The organism is Planococcus massiliensis, assembly GCF_000821325.1.
Lineage (GTDB): Bacteria > Bacillota > Bacilli > Bacillales_A > Planococcaceae > Planococcus > Planococcus ruber.
The window spans coordinates 707,169-724,235 of sequence record NZ_CCXS01000001.1 but is presented as its reverse complement, the minus strand read 5'-3'; the positions used below and the strand labels follow the sequence as shown (position 1 = coordinate 724,235).

Here is a 17,067-nt window from a genome sequence, read left to right as displayed (position 1 = left end):
GTTCTATAATTTCGCATCTGCGAGCATGTTTGCATAAATTCCGCCTTGTTCAAGAAGCTGCTGCTGAGTCCCTGACTCCACCAGCTGCCCCATTTCCATGACGAACACGACATCGGCTTTTCGGACCGTATTCAAACGGTGGGCAATGACAAAGCTCGTTCTGCCGACCATCAAGCGTTCAAGCGCTTCCTGGATTTTCAATTCAGTGACAGTATCGATGCTGCTGGTCGCTTCGTCCAAGAGAAGAATCACCGGGTCTGCGATCAATGCCCGGGCGATCGACAGCAATTGCTTTTGCCCTTGGCTGATCATCGAGCCGTCGCCTTTGAGAATCGTTTCATAGCCATCTGGAAGTTTTTCGATAAACTCATGGGCATTGGCTTTTTCGGCCGCTTCCCTCACTTCTTCTTCGGTCGCGCCCAGCCGGCCGTATCGAATATTGTCATACACACTGGCTTCGAATAAAAAAGGATCCTGAAGGACAAAAGCGATTTGCTTACGCAACGTTTCTCTCGGCATCGATCCGATTGGAGTGCCGTCCAAACGGATCTCACCTTCGTTGGCGTCATAGAATCTGGCCAATAATTGCATGATGGTTGTTTTTCCGGCACCGGTAGCGCCGACTAAAGCAGCTGTCTGGCCAATTCCGACATGAAAGCTGACATCGCGGATTGTCCAATCCTCTTCGGCGCCTTCGTATTTAAAGGAGACCTTATCGAACTCTACATACCCTTGCAATTCTTTTTCCGCATTTACTGCTTGGTCGTCTTTCTCTTCCGTTTCTTCCATGATGGCAAAAACGCGTTCTGCCCCGGCAATCGCCGATAATACCGTGTTGAACTGGTTGGCCAGGTCATTTAGCGGGCGCGTAAATTGCCGCGCATACTCTGTAAAGATCACAATCACCCCAATCGACACGCTGCCGTTGAGGGCCAATATTCCGCCAACTCCGGCAACGATGGCAAAACTTCCGTTGTTCAGAAAGTTCATCACCTTTGGAATAAAACCGGAGTAGGTCCAGGCCCAAAAGCCGGTTTGGCGCAGCCGCTCGCTTTTTTCCAAAAATTCTTCCATCACTCGAGGTTCCTGAGAAAAAGCTTTGACGATTTTTTGCCCCGAAATGGTCTCTTCGATCATGCCGTTCAATTCGCCGATGGCGTGCTGCTGCTCTTTATAAAGGCGTCCGGTGCGTTTCGTAATCCATTGCATTGAAACATACATCAACGGAATAATGATGAGCGTCAGTACCGTAAGCAACGGACTGAGCCAGAGCATGACCACCGCGGTTCCCGTCAAAGTCAGCAAACTTGAAAATACTTGGATAAACGAACTATTTAAGGTAGAAGAGACATTTTCGATGTCATTCGTCATCCGGCTCATCAATTCGCCGTGCTGCCGCTTATCGAAAAAGGACACCGGCAAACGCTGAAGATGTTCGAATAATCCGGTCCGCATCCGGTAAATGACTTGCTGGGCTATGCCGACCATCCAGTAATTCTGCAAATACAAGGACACGGAATGGCCGATATACACCACAACCAGCCAGGCAATGATGATGCCCATCCCGTCAAAAGATTCCGGCACAATATATTGGTCAATGATATGGCCGATCAGAAACGGCCCTAAAAGAGCCAGTGCCGAACTGACAAAAACCAAAGCCAATACAGCAATCAATAAGAGGCGGTGTTCGTCTACAAGTTTCCAGATCCGCAAAAGCGTTGATTTCCAATTATTTGCCCGTTCCGTCTTTTTAGCATCTTTCTTTTTCAAGTCTTCTTTTCGGATGACCGGTTCATATCCAAAAGGGCGCCGGATCGCATCAAACATATTCATCCACCTCTTCTTCCTGTTGTGACAAGGCTATCTGTCTGTATAAAGCGGATGCTTCCAACAGTTCGTTATGGGTTCCGTAAGCGGAAACCTCGCCTTCTTCCAGCAGCAGAATCCGGTCCGCTTTCATGGCTGTCCGGATTTTTTGGGTAACGACAAGCATTGTCGCGCGTTCCCGGTCGAGTTCTTCCCATAAAGCCGCTTCCGTTTTCACATCCAAGGCGCTTGTACTGTCATCTAAAATCAGGATGGACGGTTCCCGCACGAGCGCACGGGCAATCGATAGCCGCTGCTTTTGGCCGCCGGATAAATTGACGCCTTTTTGTCCGACCCTTGTATCGTAAGCTTTCGGGAAATGTTCGACCGTATCATGAATTTGCGCTTTCATGGCCGCATCCTCGAGTTCATCCTGCACGGCTTTGTCTTTCCCCCAAGAAAGGTTATCTGAAATCGTTCCCGTAAACAGGATCGACTGCTGCGGCACAATGCCGATGCTTTTGCGCAGCGCCGGCAATGACCACTCTTGGACGTCTATGCCATGTATCCGCACGCTGCCTTCAGTTGCGTCGTAAAAACGCGGAATAAGCTGCAGCAGCGAGGATTTCCCTGAACCGGTAGCACCCATAATCGCCAGTTTCTCGTTCGGTTTTATTTCAAACGAAATGTCTTTCAAAACTTGAGCGGAAGTTCCCGGATAAGAGAAGGAAACATTTTCAAAGACGACTGATCCGTTTTCGACAGCCGCCTGTTTCCCTTGTCCATCCTTCTCCAAGACATTTTCAGCCAAAAGAATCTCTTCAATCCGTTCAGATGAAGCCTTTGAACGGGCAAAAGCCATGATGATGAACGAAAACATGGAGAAGGCCCCGGTCATGCGCATTGCATAGTTGACAATCGCCACCAGTTCGCCTATTTGGGCGCCGTTTGCCTGAATGTGAGAAGCGCCGAACCATAAAACAGCGAGCAGCGAGAGGTTCATGCCAAACAGCAAAATCGGCAAAATCGTTTCCATGATCCGGAATGCTTTGACGGTATCTATTTTTAAGGAATCGGCCACTTCGGAAAAGCGATTCGCTTCATACTTGCCGCGAAGATAGGCTTTGATCAACCGGACAGCCTGCAGATTCTCTTGGATCATCCGGTTCAGGCGATCCAGCCGCTGTTGGACAAAGCTGAAATAGCGGACGCCTTTTAGTACCATGAAATACAAAAAAGCCAACAAGAAAGGAAACACCAGAACCAGATAAATCGCGAGCTTCGCATTGACCACCAGCGCCATAATCATGCTGCCGACAACAAGAAGCGGTGCACGCAGCATGATGCGCAATCCCATAAACAAAATCTGTTGGACGAGCGTCACATCACTGGTCAATCGGGTAATAAGCCCTGAAGCCGGAAACTTATTGAACGTCGCCAGTGAAAAGGATTGGATCTTGCCGTATACGGCCTTGCGAAGATCGAATGAAAAACTTTGGGAGACGTGCGCAGCATAGTAAGAATTCACGATGCCCGACACCAGAGCAATAAATGAAAGGGCCATCAGGACAATTCCGTATTGGACAATCCGGTCCTGATCCCCTTCCAAAATTCCATCATCAATGATTTTGGCGATGACGAGCGGCTGCATCAACTCAACCGTTAGTTCAAGCAACATAAGAAATAACGCAAAAATTATGGGGATTTTATAGGGTTTAGCATAGGCAAATACAGTCTTCATCGGTGTGGCCCCCTAAACATTTCGAAACACGAATCTTTTGTTGACTATTATGCCACAGTTTTTTGACAACAGGTAGCAAAAGTCATTAGAAAGTAAAAAAGAGAATGCATTTTTGCATCCCCTTCTTTTCCAAGTTTATGTATGTTTTTAAACTTCTTTTGTTTTCTTCTCACCGGCGAGTGACAGCCAGGTGACGAAAACAAGCATGATGAGCGCTCCTGTAAGTTGGAGCGGCGCCAGCAGCTGATTGAACCAAAGGATTGAAATCACCATAGCGGTCAACGGTTCAAATGAAGAAAGAATACTCGTTTCAACAGCTGTGATATAGCGCATGCTGCTTAAAAACAGGACAAAAGCAAGCGTTCCGATGACGATGATGGTGCAGATAGCGAGAACCAGTTCGCCTTGCGACAGCTTCGGCCATTCATCCGACAGAAAAATCGGATCTGCTAAGCCGAGGAACACCCCGCCAAACAGCATCGACCAGCCAACGACGAGCAGTACGCCCCATTCCTGCATCAGCCTCCCGGGGTATAAAGTGTAAAAAGCAAAAGCCAGTCCAACGAGAATCCCCCAGAACAGCGCTTCTCCGCTAATAATCAATTGTGTCGGCTGGCCATTCGTCAGCAGCAAAAACAGTCCGGTCAATGTTCCGATCATCCCGACTACTTGATAACCCGGCGGCCATTTTCGCTGGCGCAGCGAAATGAATAAGATGATGTAAATCGGCGCTAGAAATTGCAGCAAGGTCGCAACTACCGCATCGCTCGCTTCGATGGCTGCAACAAAACTAAATTGCACACCAAGCATGCCGAATAAGGCAAAGATGATCAACGGCAAAATCCAGATCTTCCCTCTGAAGATGGCTGTAACCTTCACCTTTTTCAATTTCAAAAAAAGCAAGAGGAGCAATCCTGCAACGGCCAGCCGAATGGTCAGTAAGAACGGAACTGAAATGCCGAACTCTGCCATTGTCCACTCCATTAAAGGGCCTGTTGCGCCCCATAGCATCGCCCCTGATAAAATCATAGCGATCCCTTTCAAACGTTCCATCCCCTCACTCCTTTTCATATGAAAAACCAATCCCGGGAGATTGGTTCCAGTTTTCATTGACTAAACACCAGTGTCGATGCACTGTTTTTTCAATAAGATATATTTAACATTAAACCGATATAAGAAGCAATGATAAATCCGCTTCCGCATAAAATCGACAGCCAGGGCGAAAGCGTGCGTTTATAGCCAATAACCATCATAGCGAGGAGCAATAGCCCAAGCACGATCAGCAATATGCCATTGACCGATAAATCCCAGCTTCCATCGATCGGAATATAAATTGGGCCTTTCAGCATTTCCAAAAATGGAGCCGGCCCTTCCGACCTGAACGTATTGTTGATGTTATGCGGCGGCGCTTGCTTGCTCATAAAGGCTGTGAACAGGAATACGAAGAGAAGTAAGCCGCTTTCCACACGGAGCCAGGCCCGTTCGTATAATTTCCGCTTATTCAAAAAGCCATTGATCGCTGCTGCGGCAAGCAGCGGCACGATGCTCAAATGCTTCAGCAGCAGGAGCTGGCCATAAGGCAGTGCCCACGAGCGGACATATTGCGACGGCTCGACGAAAAACAGCATGATCGCAATGCCGCTTGCAAACAAGACGGCGACACAAGCGATTGCAAACGGCGTAAACCAGGAAAGAAAATTTCGCCATTCCGTTTTGCTTTCCGCAAACCAGGAAACGTGCAGCAAAATCCCTGTCCAAACAGCCATAGCAAGAAAATGGATGGTATGGCTCACAAACCCGCCCCATAGATTCACTGTCGAAACATGGCTGAAATAGCCGACCGCTAATAGGAGAATACCTAAAAAATACACGGTGATGTGTTTTGAAACGTTGAACCAAATAGCTGCCGCTAAAAGGACACAGAATAGGCCTGTCACGATCCAACCATGGCCTGTCCGGTAATCCGTAAGCACCGAAAAGAAAGCAGCCGGCCAACTTTGGCCATCCGCAAGAAAATTCGTCAATTCGATAACCGGCGCCAAAGAAAACACAGCAATAGCTCCTACGCTCAACAGTTCAAGAACTTTCGATTCACGGAGAACCGGCTTTTTCGCAGCCGGTACAAATGTTAAAACAATCGAGCCTGCCAAATACGAAAATGCGATGTATACGAAAACATCAGACAATGCCGTAAAAGCGATCATCGTTTATTCTTCATGAGCTTCATCATTCCCGCTGCGACTAAAATAATTGCCGCAACAATCAATACAGTAACCCAATTATTGCTGCTTTCATCTTCGCTTTGTGCGGTTTCGGCCGTTTCCGCCATTTCTTTTTCAGCCGTCTCTTCTTCCACGGCCGGCTCTTCTTCAGCCGCTTCTTCCGAAACTTCTTCTTCAGGCGCTTCAACATCGACTCCGAAAAGAATCTGCCCTTCAATCGGATGGCCGTCTTCCCCGATAATTTTCCAGTCAATAATATACTGGCCATTCGGCAATTCGCCTGTTACTTCACCAGTCATCAGATTATCGGAAACAGATATTTCACTTAACTCAACGGATGCTTCCGGACCCTTTAACGTCATGGAACTGCCTTCTTCGATTACGGTTCCAAATTCCAGTTCAATTTTTTCCGGCTGCACAGACAACACTTCTCCCTCAGCAGGATTCGAGGCAGTCAATGTGGTGTGGCCCAATGCCGTAAATGGCAAAATAAAAATGAATAAGATAGACATAATGACAATTTTTTTCATGAATACTTCACTTCTTTCAATTTTTTCATTTTTTCTTCCCCCATTCTCTCATGATTGCTACAATAAATATAGTTAATGTATAGTAAAATAATTGATACAAAAATTGGGAAAAGGATGACGATAGTCCTTTTCTTCTCTATAATGAAGGTAGACTTACGAGAAGGAGCGTCATGGCATGAGCGAATTGCAACAAATACTTTCCGACAACCTGGTTTTTAACCATATCCCTTTTCCCATCATCATCATGGATAAAGACGGACTTGTGGTATGGTGCAACCGTCATGCGGAACGTGTATTTCAATTAGAACCTGAAACGATAAAAGGGACATTATATCCATACATGAATCCCGAAAAAGCAGCTCTTTACAAGCAAACATGGGATAACATCATACATAGCAAAGAGCCGATCCGTTTTGAAGAGGTGGAAGTCGGCCTTGGGGATGGAACACGTACGTATACGACTATTGTGACCAAAGCATTCGCTTCTGGCAATGAGCGGTTTGTGATGTCCGTCTTTGAAGTAGACGAATCTACAGAAGAGATATCGGCCAGCCGCGAATTAAACAGTCTGCGCGATGGTTTGGACGCTTCATTCATGCTGCTGTACTTTGATGAAGAATTCTTGATTACCTATGCCAATCCATTATTTTTGAAACTAAGCAAATGGACGCCAAAACGCATTCTCGGCAAGCCAATTTGGCAAATGTTCGGCGAAGAAAGCGAAGATGTCAGCTTTGTTGAAAACTTAGTCAGCACATTAAGAAGCGGCAAAGTATGGAATGGCCAGGCGAAGAAGCTGAAAAAAGACGGCGAAGAATATTGGGTGGAGCTGACAGCGATTCCGATGGATTTAAAAGGGGACGATACGTACTACATCTTCCTGGAAAAAGACATCACGGAAGCTAAAAAAGCCCAGCACCATTTAGAAGAAATTGCCTTTATCGACCCAATTACCGGGCTTGAAAACCGCCACCGCCTTGAACAGGTCGTTAACGACCATATTAAAGAAGGCAAACATTTTTCATTCGTTTTCTTTGATATTGACCGCTTTTATACACTGCGCGACGTTTCCGATACAGATACTGAAAACGAATTGTTAAGCGAATTCACGAAACGCCTGCGCATGTATTTTTCTGATTCGATCATTACACGGGCCGGGCTGCATGAATTTGCGTTGATCACGCCGCTCAGCAATTGGTTTATCGAAGGGTTCCTGCATTATCTGCAGCAGCATCCGATCTATATCCAAGGGACGGCGATTCCATTGACCGTGAGCGGTGCCATCACGCGCTATCCGGAAGATCAGCAATCCTTCGTCCACTTGATTAAAGCTTCACATGTCACCATCAAAAAAGTAAAAGAACGCGGCGGCAGTGCGATTTCAGCTTTGACTTCAGATGACCATGAACGGCTGAACCGCAAATCCATGATTGAAAAACGCCTGATCCATGCATTGGATCGCCATAATCTGCATTTAATGTATCAGCCGCAAGTCAATTTGAGCACGGGAATCGTCGAGCGCGTCGAAGCTTTGGTGCGCTGGGAAGATTCGGAAGTCGGCATCGTCACTCCGGAAGAACTGATTCCGATTGCTGAGGAAAATGGCATGATCCACGAAATCGGCATGTTCGTCCTTGAAACAGTTTGCGCGCAGATAAAAGACTGGAATTCCCGCGGCATCCACATGAACGTCAGCATCAACTCATCAATCCGTGAATTCCGCGATAAAGATATGGCGAAGTCCCTCTTGGAACAAATCCAGTTGAATAGCTGCGACCCAAGCGCTTTGACCATCGAAATCACCGAGAAATTCGCTTTGGAAGCAGAAGCAGAACGCTCCATCATCAAACAGATGAAGCAATTAAACCAGGCAGGCATTTCGTTCGCGCTTGATGATTTTGGAACGGGCTATGCATCATTCCGTTATATGCTGATGCTGCCGATTTCAAGCTTGAAAATCGATCGGGCCATTATTCAATCCATCACGAAACAAGAAAAAATGCAGAAAATGATCAAAGGCATGATTCAATTCGGCAAGAGTTTGGACTTCCAGGTCGTAGCCGAAGGCGTCGAAACCAATGAACAGCTGGAACTTTTGCGTGCGATGAACTGCGACATGATCCAAGGCTTCATCACCGGGCATCCAATGGAAGCAAAAGAATTGGAGAAATGGTTGAATTAGTATAGAAAAGCGGAGGTGGCCGGTTAGCCTCGAAAGTCATAAGACGAACCGGCGAAGCGGCGTTCTTTGCCGCACAGCCGGGACGGCTTATGATCCGAGAGGCTGGCCACCGCAGCTGGACAATAAGAAAAGCGGAGTCGCCTTGGTAGCCGCGACAAGCGCTGGAAGTCTTATCGAAAATGGCGGTCTTTGCCATTGCAGATAAGACTGAAGCGACCTCGAGCGGCTAGGCGGCGGAGCTGGACAGTGAAAAGCGGAGCCGCCTTGAAAGCCGCGACCTTTCCGCTTCAACACCTAAAAACTAAAAAATCGGCATGTCCCAAACTTCAGTTTTGGGTCATGCCGATTTTTCTTTGGATGCGTTTTGCCTGCCGCTTGAAAAAGAGCTGCATCAATACTTCTGCAAACACCAGTCCCATGGCGACTGCACCGGAAATCATCAAGGCTTCCGAAGCATACGTGATGGCCTCCAAATAATTATTCTCCACAATATTGCGCATAGCGTTATAGGCTTTGCTTCCCGGAACCAACGGAATGATGCCCGCCACACTAAAGATAATCATTGGCATCTTGAACTTTTTAGCCAATAAATGGGCCACCAGCGCCACGCCGAATGCCCCAGCGAAAGAAGCCTGGGTGGGATCATCCAAAACCAATACGTAACTCCGGTAAATCAGCCAGCCGGTCATTCCGACCAATCCACAGCTGAACAATGTTCTGCGAGGAGTATTGAAAATGACGCCAAATGAGCCGGCAGCCAAAAAACTAAGAAATGCTTCTAATGGCCAATTCATCCAATCCCCCCTTTAAAATGACAGTACCAATGCAATCCCTGCGCCAATCGCAAAAGCCGTTAAAAAAGCTTCCGCTCCTTTTGACAGGCCAGAAACGAAATGGCCAGCCATCAAATCGCGTACGGCATTTGTGATCAATAGCCCGGGCACCAACGGCATGATCGAACCGATAATGATGGTGTCGAGATCGGTTCCATAACCTGAATGCACCGCAAGCAGCGCAAGAATTCCGATGGCCAATGCACCGATAAATTCCGCAAAGAACTTGACGCGCGTTTGGATCAAAATCGTTTCCACAATGATGAAACCTGTTCCGCCAAATACGAAAGCAAACGGCAAATCGCTCCAGCTGCCGCCAAGCAAAATCAGGAAACAGCCGCTTGCCATTGCAGCCGCCAAAATTTGCAGCCCTATATGAAACTTATAATTTGTCTGATCGATGATTTGCAATTCCTCGTAGGCTTTTTGCAAAGTGTATTCTCCGGCTACCAAACGGCGCGATACCGCATTGACCAATGCCACGCGCTCTAAATCGGTTTGCCGGTCGTTAATGCGAACAAAACGGGTAGCCATTTCCTCCGTCGGCGAAAACATAATGCCTGTCGGCGTAACAAAACAATGCGAATGCGTCATTTTTTGCGAAACCGCCATCCGGATCATCGTGTCTTCCACCCGATAGGTTTCGGCACCATTTTCCATCAAAATCTTCCCAGCCAATAAAAAACAATCCAGGGCAAGCTCGCGCCTTGTCTCTCCAATTTCAGCCACATGCTTTCCCTCCTTACTTTTCACCATTCATCATAACGCATCCATGCAAAAATATAAACGCCTCTTGATGCAGAGGCGTTTATACTTTGTATTCCCATTATTCACATTTAAGGTTTCAAAATAACTTTTGTACAGTCGTCTGTATGGTCGTTGAAAATCTGATAAGCTTCGCTGGCTTTCTCAAGCGGCATAATATGGGAAATGATTTCTCGAGGATCAAATTCCCCTTTCTCGATTTTCTCATAAAGCATTGGCATCAAGTGGACAACAGGTGCTTGCCCCATTTTCATCGTAACATTTCGTTCGAAAATATTGCCAAGCGGGAACATATTGTAATTTAAGCCGTAAACACCAGTCAATTGAATCGTACCGAATTTGCTTACTGCATCTTTTGCAATATCAATGGCGCTTAATGTACCGCCTTGCAGTTTTAATTTCTGCTGCACAGCTTCTGCCGCTGATTTCTTGCCGTCCATGCCGACGCAGTCAATAACGACATGTGCGCCGCCGCTAGTGATTTCGTGGATATAGGCTCCCATATTATCATGCTGGGAGAAATCGAAAACTTCAACGTTGTTCATTTCTTTCGCCTTTTGCATGCGGTATGGAATTTCATCCACTGCAATCACGCGTTTTGCGCCTTTCATCCATGCAAATTTCTGAGTCATTAAACCAATTGGCCCGCAGCCTAATACTACGACTGTATCTCCTGGCTTCACACCAGAATGCTCAACACTCCACCAGGCAGTCGGAAGAACGTCCGACAGGAATAGGACCGACTCATCTTCTAATTCTGATGATTCCGGAATGACGAATGGCAGGAAGTTTCCATAAGGAACGCGCAAGTACTCAGCTTGTCCGCCTTGATAGTTCCCGTAACGTTCAGTAAAGCCGAAATAGCCGCCTGTATCAAAATGCGGATTTCCGTTTGAATTATCGCACTGGCTTTCCATATCGTGGGTACAATAATGGCATTGTCCGCAACTTACGTTAAATGGCAAAACAATTCGGTCGCCTTTTTTCACTTTCGTGACTTCCGGCCCGACTTCTTCGACAATCCCCATCGGTTCATGCCCTATCACATAGTCTTTTCTTGCCGGCAATGCCCCTTGATACATGTGCAAATCCGAACCGCAAATTGCTGTAGAAGTGATTTTCACGATAATATCGTCTTTCTTCAGTAATTCGGGATCCTTCACATTCTTGACTCTCATGTCTTTGACGCCTTGAAACGTTACTGCCTTCATCCATATCCCTCCATTATTCAGAATACTTCACTTGTTCCCTGTTTCAAGTAAATAAAAACGTCAAAAAAGTACGGAGAAGGATTTTCTTCCCCGCACTGATTATTTATAGCTTAAAGTTTGGATCAAGTTGAAATCCGCCAAGCCATAACTGCTTATCTCACTATTAGCGACGGTGTACAAACGGTCCTCAATATAGAGAATGCGTTGAACGCTCTTCTCCCAGTCTTCATATTGCATAGAGGCTTCTTTCATCAAATCCGCCGCTTTTTCAATTCCATCAGGCGTTATTTCAAAGAGCATCGCACCCGAGCCCTGGAATAGGATCGAGTCATTTTCGCCTTCTGCATATTCAGCAACCGGGAATCCGTAAAGATTGGATTCTTTATGGGTAAAGAGGGCCTTATGATCGTATTGCAGCGGGGAATACGTTCCCGGACCGCCAATGATTTCCGCATCTTTTTCCAGCGGATTGCTGAAATCGCTGACATCAAACAGAGAAATCTTCATGCCGCCGGTCACCACCCGCGGCTCTCCTCCTTTGACCGGCTCGAGTTTGGTGTCATAGCCAAATCCGATCAAATGGTTTTCATCCAAAGGGTGAAGATAGTTTGAAAAGCCAGGGATTTTTAATTCCCCTAACACTTTAGGCGATGATGGAGCTGAGACGTCGATGACGAATAAAGGATCGGTTTCTTTAAATGTGACCATGTATGCTTTATCGCCCATGAACCGGGCTGAATAGATTCGCTCTCCCTGTGCCAAATCTTCTACAGACCCTATTTGCTTCATGCCGCCATCCAAAACAAACAGATGGTTTTTGGAAGGCGCTGCTTCGTCCCAAGTAAACCCTTCCGTCGTAACCACCCGGAAATAGCCGTTGTATTCATCCATTGAAAATTGGTTCAGCAGCGTTCCTGCGACTTCATTGGAGGCGACAAACTTTACGCCATCTCCTTCCAAATGGAATTTAAAGATTTCCGTATTGGCAGATTGCGGCTGCCAGACAGACATGTCCAAGTCATTGTCTTCTTCCGCTTCGTCAATTGGCATATACACGGAAGCTGTAATGTACAGATTTTCAGCATTCATATACATCTGTTCACTTCCGCCCAGGTAGCCGTCAGTTGAAATGGAATTTTCAGTCGGGTTCGTTAAATCGATCGCCGTGATGACACTGTAGCGGCCTTCCATGGTTCCTGGGAGGATCGATAAATTATCATACGGCATCGGCTGCAAATCTTCGTTTTTTTGTGAATCGTAATGATGGGGCCGCAATTCAGGATCTTTTTGGCTTTCCATCATCCAGTAATCAGGATATACATTCGTAACGAAATACAGCATCTTTTCCGTCAGCCGCGCACCGTTTAAATCCCCTTCCGTCCCGAATTCACGGATCAGCTGTGGAGAGGAGGGATTTTGAATATCGTATAAATAAACCGAAGTCAGGCCGACATGCCGCTGATAATCATTGATTTTGCCTTCGGTCGGCAAAACGGAATATTGGCTTCCCAGAACGACCAGCGTGTTTCCAGACAAAAACAATTGCTGCGGATACATATCTTGTTTAAATAGAAGCTTGGCGGCTACATTCATTTCGGCCGGATTTCTGACATCCGATATTACCACTGAAGAATCACTGATGGAATAAATGAAAGAACCGTCTGTTTTCACAAGATCTGCTTCATCTACCCCTTCCACTTGGTTATTCGTAGAAGAAAAATCTCCGCCTTCACCGCCGGCAGCATCCGCCGAGCTCGATTCTTCGGAAGCCATGGAGTCAGCAGAACCGCTGACCGCCATACTCCCATCACTTTGCTGCTGCAAGTCTAGCAACCGGGCAAAATAAGCTTTCAACTCATCTGCATTTGAAAGTGTCTCCAATTCCTCTTGGACAACAAAAGAAACTTCTGAGAGGGCCAGGCTCTTTAATAAGCTTCCTTTAACCGCAGCTTTTTTAATATGGAGCTTGTATTCACCTGGGGCCAGCAAAGGAATTTCAATCGTCTTGCCGTTTTTAAGGAGCGTCATTTCCGCATCGACCGGTTCTCCGCTCGCATTGATTAAATACAAATCACCTTTTTCAATCGCATCCGGCTTCAGCGGCGAAGAAAAATTCGCCTTCCATCCTTGGTCAGCTAAGGCAATGGAAGAAGCACTGACTGTGACTTTATCCATCATAAACGCCACAGTCAGTCCAATCATCGCAAGTGCCGCTGCTGCGATCAGCCACAAACTCCTTTTCTTCATCTTAATCCCGCCCTTTCATCCGCCTTTATCCATTAGACAGAAGTGTGGAAAAAAAGTTACAGAATTTATTGTGTAATTTTCAGGGCCTTCCGGAAGGTCTCCAGGAAAACTTCTGGAGATGCTGCTGATTTGCCGCCGCCTTGCACAAATCCCGCGTTTCCGCCGCCTTTTCCATCCGTCAATGCCAATAATTCAGGCAGCATCGCTTTCATATTCCCTTCCGCATGCTCTCCTTTCGCGCCGACAAAACGGACATCTTCACCTTCCATTGAAATGAACAAGAGATAGGCGCCCGGATTCTGCGCAATGACCAGGCGAGCCAACTGCTGAACTTCTTTGATGGGACGTCCATGAAAAATTTGTTCAATAACTGTTCCGGCTTCAGAAGCCAAGCTTTCCGCTTCTTTTTCCAGCAGTTGCTGGTGCAGCTCTTTCATTTTTTTCTCGTTTGCCGCTTTTTCTTTTAATAAGTCTGAGGCAGCATTTCCTAATTCCTTGACCGGCGCATTTAATAGCTTCACCAATTCATCGGAGGTTTCCGCCAGTAGCTGAAAATAACTCATGGCGCGGTCTCCGCATAAAAAGTAAACCCTCGTTCCGCCTTTCGCTTTTTCATTGGCAATCAGTTTGATAAGGCCGATCTCAGCCGTATTTTTTGGATGGGTTCCCCCGCACGCATTCAAATCCACTCCCTCGATGGAGACTAAACGGATATCGCCTTCCACTGCGGGAGGTTTCCGAAGGTTCATTTCTTTCGCCTGCTCTTTTGCCACCCACTCCGTTTCGATTGGCAAGTGCCGCCGAATCACATCATTCGCTTTCTTTTCAACCGCTTTAATAGTCGACTCATCAATAGAAGGTGTATTCAAATCAATCGACACCCGCTCTTCTCCCAGATGAAAACTTGTCGTTTTCATTTGGTGGAAATCGTCAAAAACTGCGCTCAGCACATGCTGTCCCGCATGCTGCTGCATATGGTCATACCTTCTTTTCCAATCAATTTCAGCTTCGTACTGGCCGTATGGGATGAGGGCTTCTGTATAATGAAGAATTTCTCCGTCTTCAGTTTGGACGTCGGTTACTTGGATTTCTCCAATTTTGCCGATGTCGCCAGGCTGGCCGCCGCCTTCCGGATAAAAGCACGTCTGATCTAAAATAGCATAGAAACCGATGCCGTTTTGGCCATTCCCAATTACTTGGACAGTTGCCTTTTTTATTTCCGGATCCTGATAATACAATTTTTTTGTCATATGAATTCCTTCTTTCCATGGAGTTGAATGGCAATGCTTGAGTTTACGATTTGTTGCTTAGTGGAAAACATTCTGTAAGAAACGAAATTCAACTATTGCAGCAAGCCATTTAGGAGGAAATGAAATGCCGAGATTTGAACGTTCGGTTTTATTGTATAACGGAGCAGCAGGAGCGTCCATGAACCAGGAGATTTTGCCATTGGTCATCAGCCCGCTGGCGAAAGCATCAAAGCAGCTCACCTTGGTTCAAACAGAGACGAAAGAAGAATTTGAAGAAGCCTGCATAAGCTATGCGGATTCCGCTGATGTGCTGTTTGTGGCAGGCGGCGACGGCACTGTGCATTCCGCTGTCCAAGCCCTCTGCAACTTAGAAGATGCACCCATTTTAGGAATTTTGCCGGGAGGCACGTGCAATGATTTTGCACGGACTTTGGAAATTCCGATTTCACTCGATGAAGCTGCACAAGCGTTGGCAGACGGAGAAGTCAAGAACGTGGATATCGCTTTGGCCAACAACCATTCTTTCTTGAATTTCGCCGGCATCGGCTTGATCACGGACGCTTCATCGAATATTGATTCGAATTTAAAAGAACGTTACGGGAAGCTCAGCTATTTCATGAGTGCCCTGCAAATGATCCGACAAGCGGAAAGTTTTGCCGTTTCTTTGGAAATTGACGGCGTTCCCTATAATGAAAATGCTGTTCTTGTCTTAGTCATGAACGGCAAGTCGATCGGCACCCATATGTTTCCTTTAGCCGAGATTGATCCAACCGATGGACTGCTTGATGTCTTTGTTATTCAGACCTCTTCTATCGCGGCCATCCGTGAATGGTTCTCGCTTTCCCAACCGGATACGGTGACAGATGAACTGGAACATATCACCCATTTCAAAGGAAAGAACATCGTCCTTAAAACGGAAGCGGAAATGGATGTGGATACGGACGGAGAGATTTACCTGAAGACGCCTTTAGAAATTAAAATGCAGCCTCAAAATATAAAAATGCTTGTCCCGAAACCGCAGGAACAAGCATTTTAAAGAAGAATGCCGGCCCGCAAAGAGGCCGGTTTTTTTAGTCTTCGAATGGCCAAGCCGGCAGCATCCGGTTCAGTTTTCGGTCTTCGCGTTTTCCAAGCACATAATCCGCTTGCATCAAAGTATGGATTTCGCGCGTTCCTTCGTAAATGACTGGAGCTTTGGAATTCCGCAAGAAACGGGCCACCGGATATTCGTCCGAATAGCCATATGCGCCGTGGATCTGCACAGCGTCATCCGCTGCCTGGTTGGCGAAATCGCAAGCCTGCCATTTAGCGAGTGACGTTTCCCGCGTATTCCGGATTCCTTTGTTTTTCATTTCACCTGCTCGATAGACGAGTAATCGGCTCATCTGAAAACCGGCTTCCATTTTGGCAATCATTTGCTGGACCAATTGATGTTCGCCAATCGGTTTGCCGAATGTCGAACGTGTCTGGCAATACTTGACGCTTTCTTCAATGCAGGCCATCAATAAGCCGCAAGCGCCTGCAGCGACGGTAAAGCGTCCGTTGTCCAATGAAGCCATGGCAATTTTAAAGCCTTCCCCTTCTTCACCCAGACGGTTACTGGCGGGAATGCGCACGTCTTCAAAGAATAGTTCCCCTGTATTTCCGGAGCGGATCCCGTATTTCCCTTTAATCGCTTTGGAAGAAAATCCTTCCCTCGTACGCTCAACAATGAAGGCGCTGATCCCTTTATGCTTCAATGATTTATCGGTATAGGCAAAAACGATAAAATGGTCAGCCGCATCGCATAAAGAGATCCACGTTTTTTGGCCATTCAAAACGTATTCATCTCCTTCGCGTTTAGCCGTCGTCGAAAGCGCTGCAACGTCCGATCCGGCGCCCGGCTCCGTTAAACCGAATGCCCCGATTTTCTCGCCTTTTGCCTGAGGAACCAAAAATTGTTCTTTTTGTTCTTCAGTTCCCCACTGCAAAAGAGACATGGAATTCAAACCTGTATGAACCGAAACTGCTGTACGAAAAGCAGTATCCCCCCGTTCAAGTTCTTCACAAACGATCGCCAAGGAATTATAATCCATGCCGCTTCCGCCATATTTTTCCGGAATGCATACGCCCATCAGCCCCAGATCCGCAAGCCGCTTCCAGATTGCAGGATCAAAGGCGCCTCCTGCATCCCATTCAGCAATATGGGGCAAAATTTCATCATCGACAAACTTTCTAACGGTTTGCCTCAAAAGCATTTGTTCAGATGAAAAATCGAAATCCACAACAGCCCTCTCCTTT

13 protein-coding genes are annotated in these 17,067 nt (G+C 46.7%); 2 read left to right on the top strand and 11 right to left on the bottom strand.

The annotated features are described in order from the left end of the window. Positions 1–3 precede the first annotated feature (3 nt). The 5 genes from BN1080_RS03650 to BN1080_RS03630 form a co-directional block, all read right to left on the bottom strand. Positions 4–1,827 (bottom strand): ABC transporter ATP-binding protein, encoded by a 1,824-nt coding sequence (locus BN1080_RS03650; protein WP_110925564.1) that lies wholly within the window; start codon positions 1,825–1,827, stop codon positions 4–6. Further along, positions 1,820–3,547 carry an ABC transporter ATP-binding protein gene (locus tag BN1080_RS03645; RefSeq protein ID WP_052650593.1) on the bottom strand — a complete coding sequence of 576 codons (1,728 nt, stop codon included), beginning with the start codon at positions 3,545–3,547 and terminating at the stop codon, positions 1,820–1,822. Before BN1080_RS03645 ends, BN1080_RS03650 begins: the two co-directional genes overlap by 8 nt. A gap of 147 nt (positions 3,548–3,694) precedes the next feature. Further along, on the bottom strand, positions 3,695–4,600 hold the full coding sequence (locus tag BN1080_RS03640; RefSeq protein WP_052650592.1) for a DMT family transporter: 906 nt from the start codon (positions 4,598–4,600) through the stop codon (positions 3,695–3,697). 89 nt (positions 4,601–4,689) lie between these two features. Then, complete coding sequence (locus tag BN1080_RS03635) at positions 4,690–5,751, bottom strand: copper resistance D family protein (protein ID WP_052650591.1); 1,062 nt, start codon at positions 5,749–5,751, stop codon at positions 4,690–4,692. After that, entirely contained in the window at positions 5,748–6,299 is a 552-nt protein-coding gene (locus BN1080_RS03630) for a copper resistance CopC family protein (protein WP_052650590.1), read from the bottom strand. Before BN1080_RS03630 ends, BN1080_RS03635 begins: the two co-directional genes overlap by 4 nt. Positions 6,300–6,474: 175 nt before the next feature. Here BN1080_RS03630 and BN1080_RS03625 point away from each other — a divergent pair, with 175 nt between their 5' ends. After that, complete coding sequence (locus BN1080_RS03625) at positions 6,475–8,481, top strand: EAL domain-containing protein (protein WP_052650589.1); 2,007 nt, start codon at positions 6,475–6,477, stop codon at positions 8,479–8,481. Between the two features lie 326 nt (positions 8,482–8,807). Here the strand turns inward: BN1080_RS03625 and BN1080_RS03620 are convergent, their stop codons facing one another. The 5 genes from BN1080_RS03620 to BN1080_RS03600 form a co-directional block, all read right to left on the bottom strand. Next, a complete protein-coding gene (locus BN1080_RS03620; protein ID WP_052650588.1) occupies positions 8,808–9,275 on the bottom strand; it encodes a threonine/serine exporter family protein in 468 nt (155 codons plus the stop codon). Positions 9,276–9,287: 12 nt separating this feature from the next. Next, positions 9,288–10,070 (bottom strand): threonine/serine exporter family protein, encoded by a 783-nt coding sequence (locus tag BN1080_RS03615; RefSeq protein WP_052650587.1) that lies wholly within the window; start codon positions 10,068–10,070, stop codon positions 9,288–9,290. Positions 10,071–10,150: 80 nt separating this feature from the next. Continuing rightward, positions 10,151–11,290: a zinc-dependent alcohol dehydrogenase gene (locus tag BN1080_RS03610; RefSeq protein WP_052650586.1), complete on the bottom strand. Its 1,140-nt coding sequence runs from the start codon at positions 11,288–11,290 to the stop codon at positions 10,151–10,153. A gap of 99 nt (positions 11,291–11,389) precedes the next feature. Then, a complete protein-coding gene (locus tag BN1080_RS03605) occupies positions 11,390–13,537 on the bottom strand; it encodes a beta-propeller domain-containing protein (RefSeq protein WP_052650585.1) in 2,148 nt (715 codons plus the stop codon). A 65-nt stretch (positions 13,538–13,602) separates the two neighbouring features. After that, positions 13,603–14,787 (bottom strand): alanyl-tRNA editing protein, encoded by a 1,185-nt coding sequence (locus tag BN1080_RS03600; RefSeq protein WP_052650584.1) that lies wholly within the window; start codon positions 14,785–14,787, stop codon positions 13,603–13,605. A 124-nt stretch (positions 14,788–14,911) separates the two neighbouring features. Here BN1080_RS03600 and BN1080_RS03595 point away from each other — a divergent pair, with 124 nt between their 5' ends. Beyond that, positions 14,912–15,823: a diacylglycerol/lipid kinase family protein gene (locus BN1080_RS03595; RefSeq protein ID WP_052650583.1), complete on the top strand. Its 912-nt coding sequence runs from the start codon at positions 14,912–14,914 to the stop codon at positions 15,821–15,823. Between the two features lie 34 nt (positions 15,824–15,857). Here BN1080_RS03595 and BN1080_RS03590 read toward each other — a convergent pair whose 3' ends face one another. Further along, positions 15,858–17,051, bottom strand: a complete 1,194-nt coding sequence (locus BN1080_RS03590; RefSeq protein WP_052650582.1) for an acyl-CoA dehydrogenase family protein — start codon at positions 17,049–17,051, stop codon at positions 15,858–15,860. Positions 17,052–17,067: the final 16 nt, after the last annotated feature.

Coding starts and splice junctions, on each gene's coding strand:
- BN1080_RS03640 (WP_052650592.1), bottom strand. CDS start 4,600: ATGGAACGTTTGAAAGGGATCGCTATGATTTTATCAGGGGCGATGCTA.
- BN1080_RS03645 (WP_052650593.1), bottom strand. CDS start 3,547: ATGAAGACTGTATTTGCCTATGCTAAACCCTATAAAATCCCCATAATT.
- BN1080_RS03615 (WP_052650587.1), bottom strand. CDS start 10,070: ATGGTGAAAAGTAAGGAGGGAAAGCATGTGGCTGAAATTGGAGAGACA.
- BN1080_RS03600 (WP_052650584.1), bottom strand. CDS start 14,787: ATGACAAAAAAATTGTATTATCAGGATCCGGAAATAAAAAAGGCAACT.
- BN1080_RS03630 (WP_052650590.1), bottom strand. CDS start 6,299: ATGAAAAAAATTGTCATTATGTCTATCTTATTCATTTTTATTTTGCCA.
- BN1080_RS03620 (WP_052650588.1), bottom strand. CDS start 9,275: ATGAATTGGCCATTAGAAGCATTTCTTAGTTTTTTGGCTGCCGGCTCA.
- BN1080_RS03610 (WP_052650586.1), bottom strand. CDS start 11,290: ATGAAGGCAGTAACGTTTCAAGGCGTCAAAGACATGAGAGTCAAGAAT.
- BN1080_RS03595 (WP_052650583.1), top strand. CDS start 14,912: ATGCCGAGATTTGAACGTTCGGTTTTATTGTATAACGGAGCAGCAGGA.
- BN1080_RS03635 (WP_052650591.1), bottom strand. CDS start 5,751: ATGATCGCTTTTACGGCATTGTCTGATGTTTTCGTATACATCGCATTT.
- BN1080_RS03650 (WP_110925564.1), bottom strand. CDS start 1,827: ATGTTTGATGCGATCCGGCGCCCTTTTGGATATGAACCGGTCATCCGA.
- BN1080_RS03625 (WP_052650589.1), top strand. CDS start 6,475: ATGAGCGAATTGCAACAAATACTTTCCGACAACCTGGTTTTTAACCAT.
- BN1080_RS03605 (WP_052650585.1), bottom strand. CDS start 13,537: ATGAAGAAAAGGAGTTTGTGGCTGATCGCAGCAGCGGCACTTGCGATG.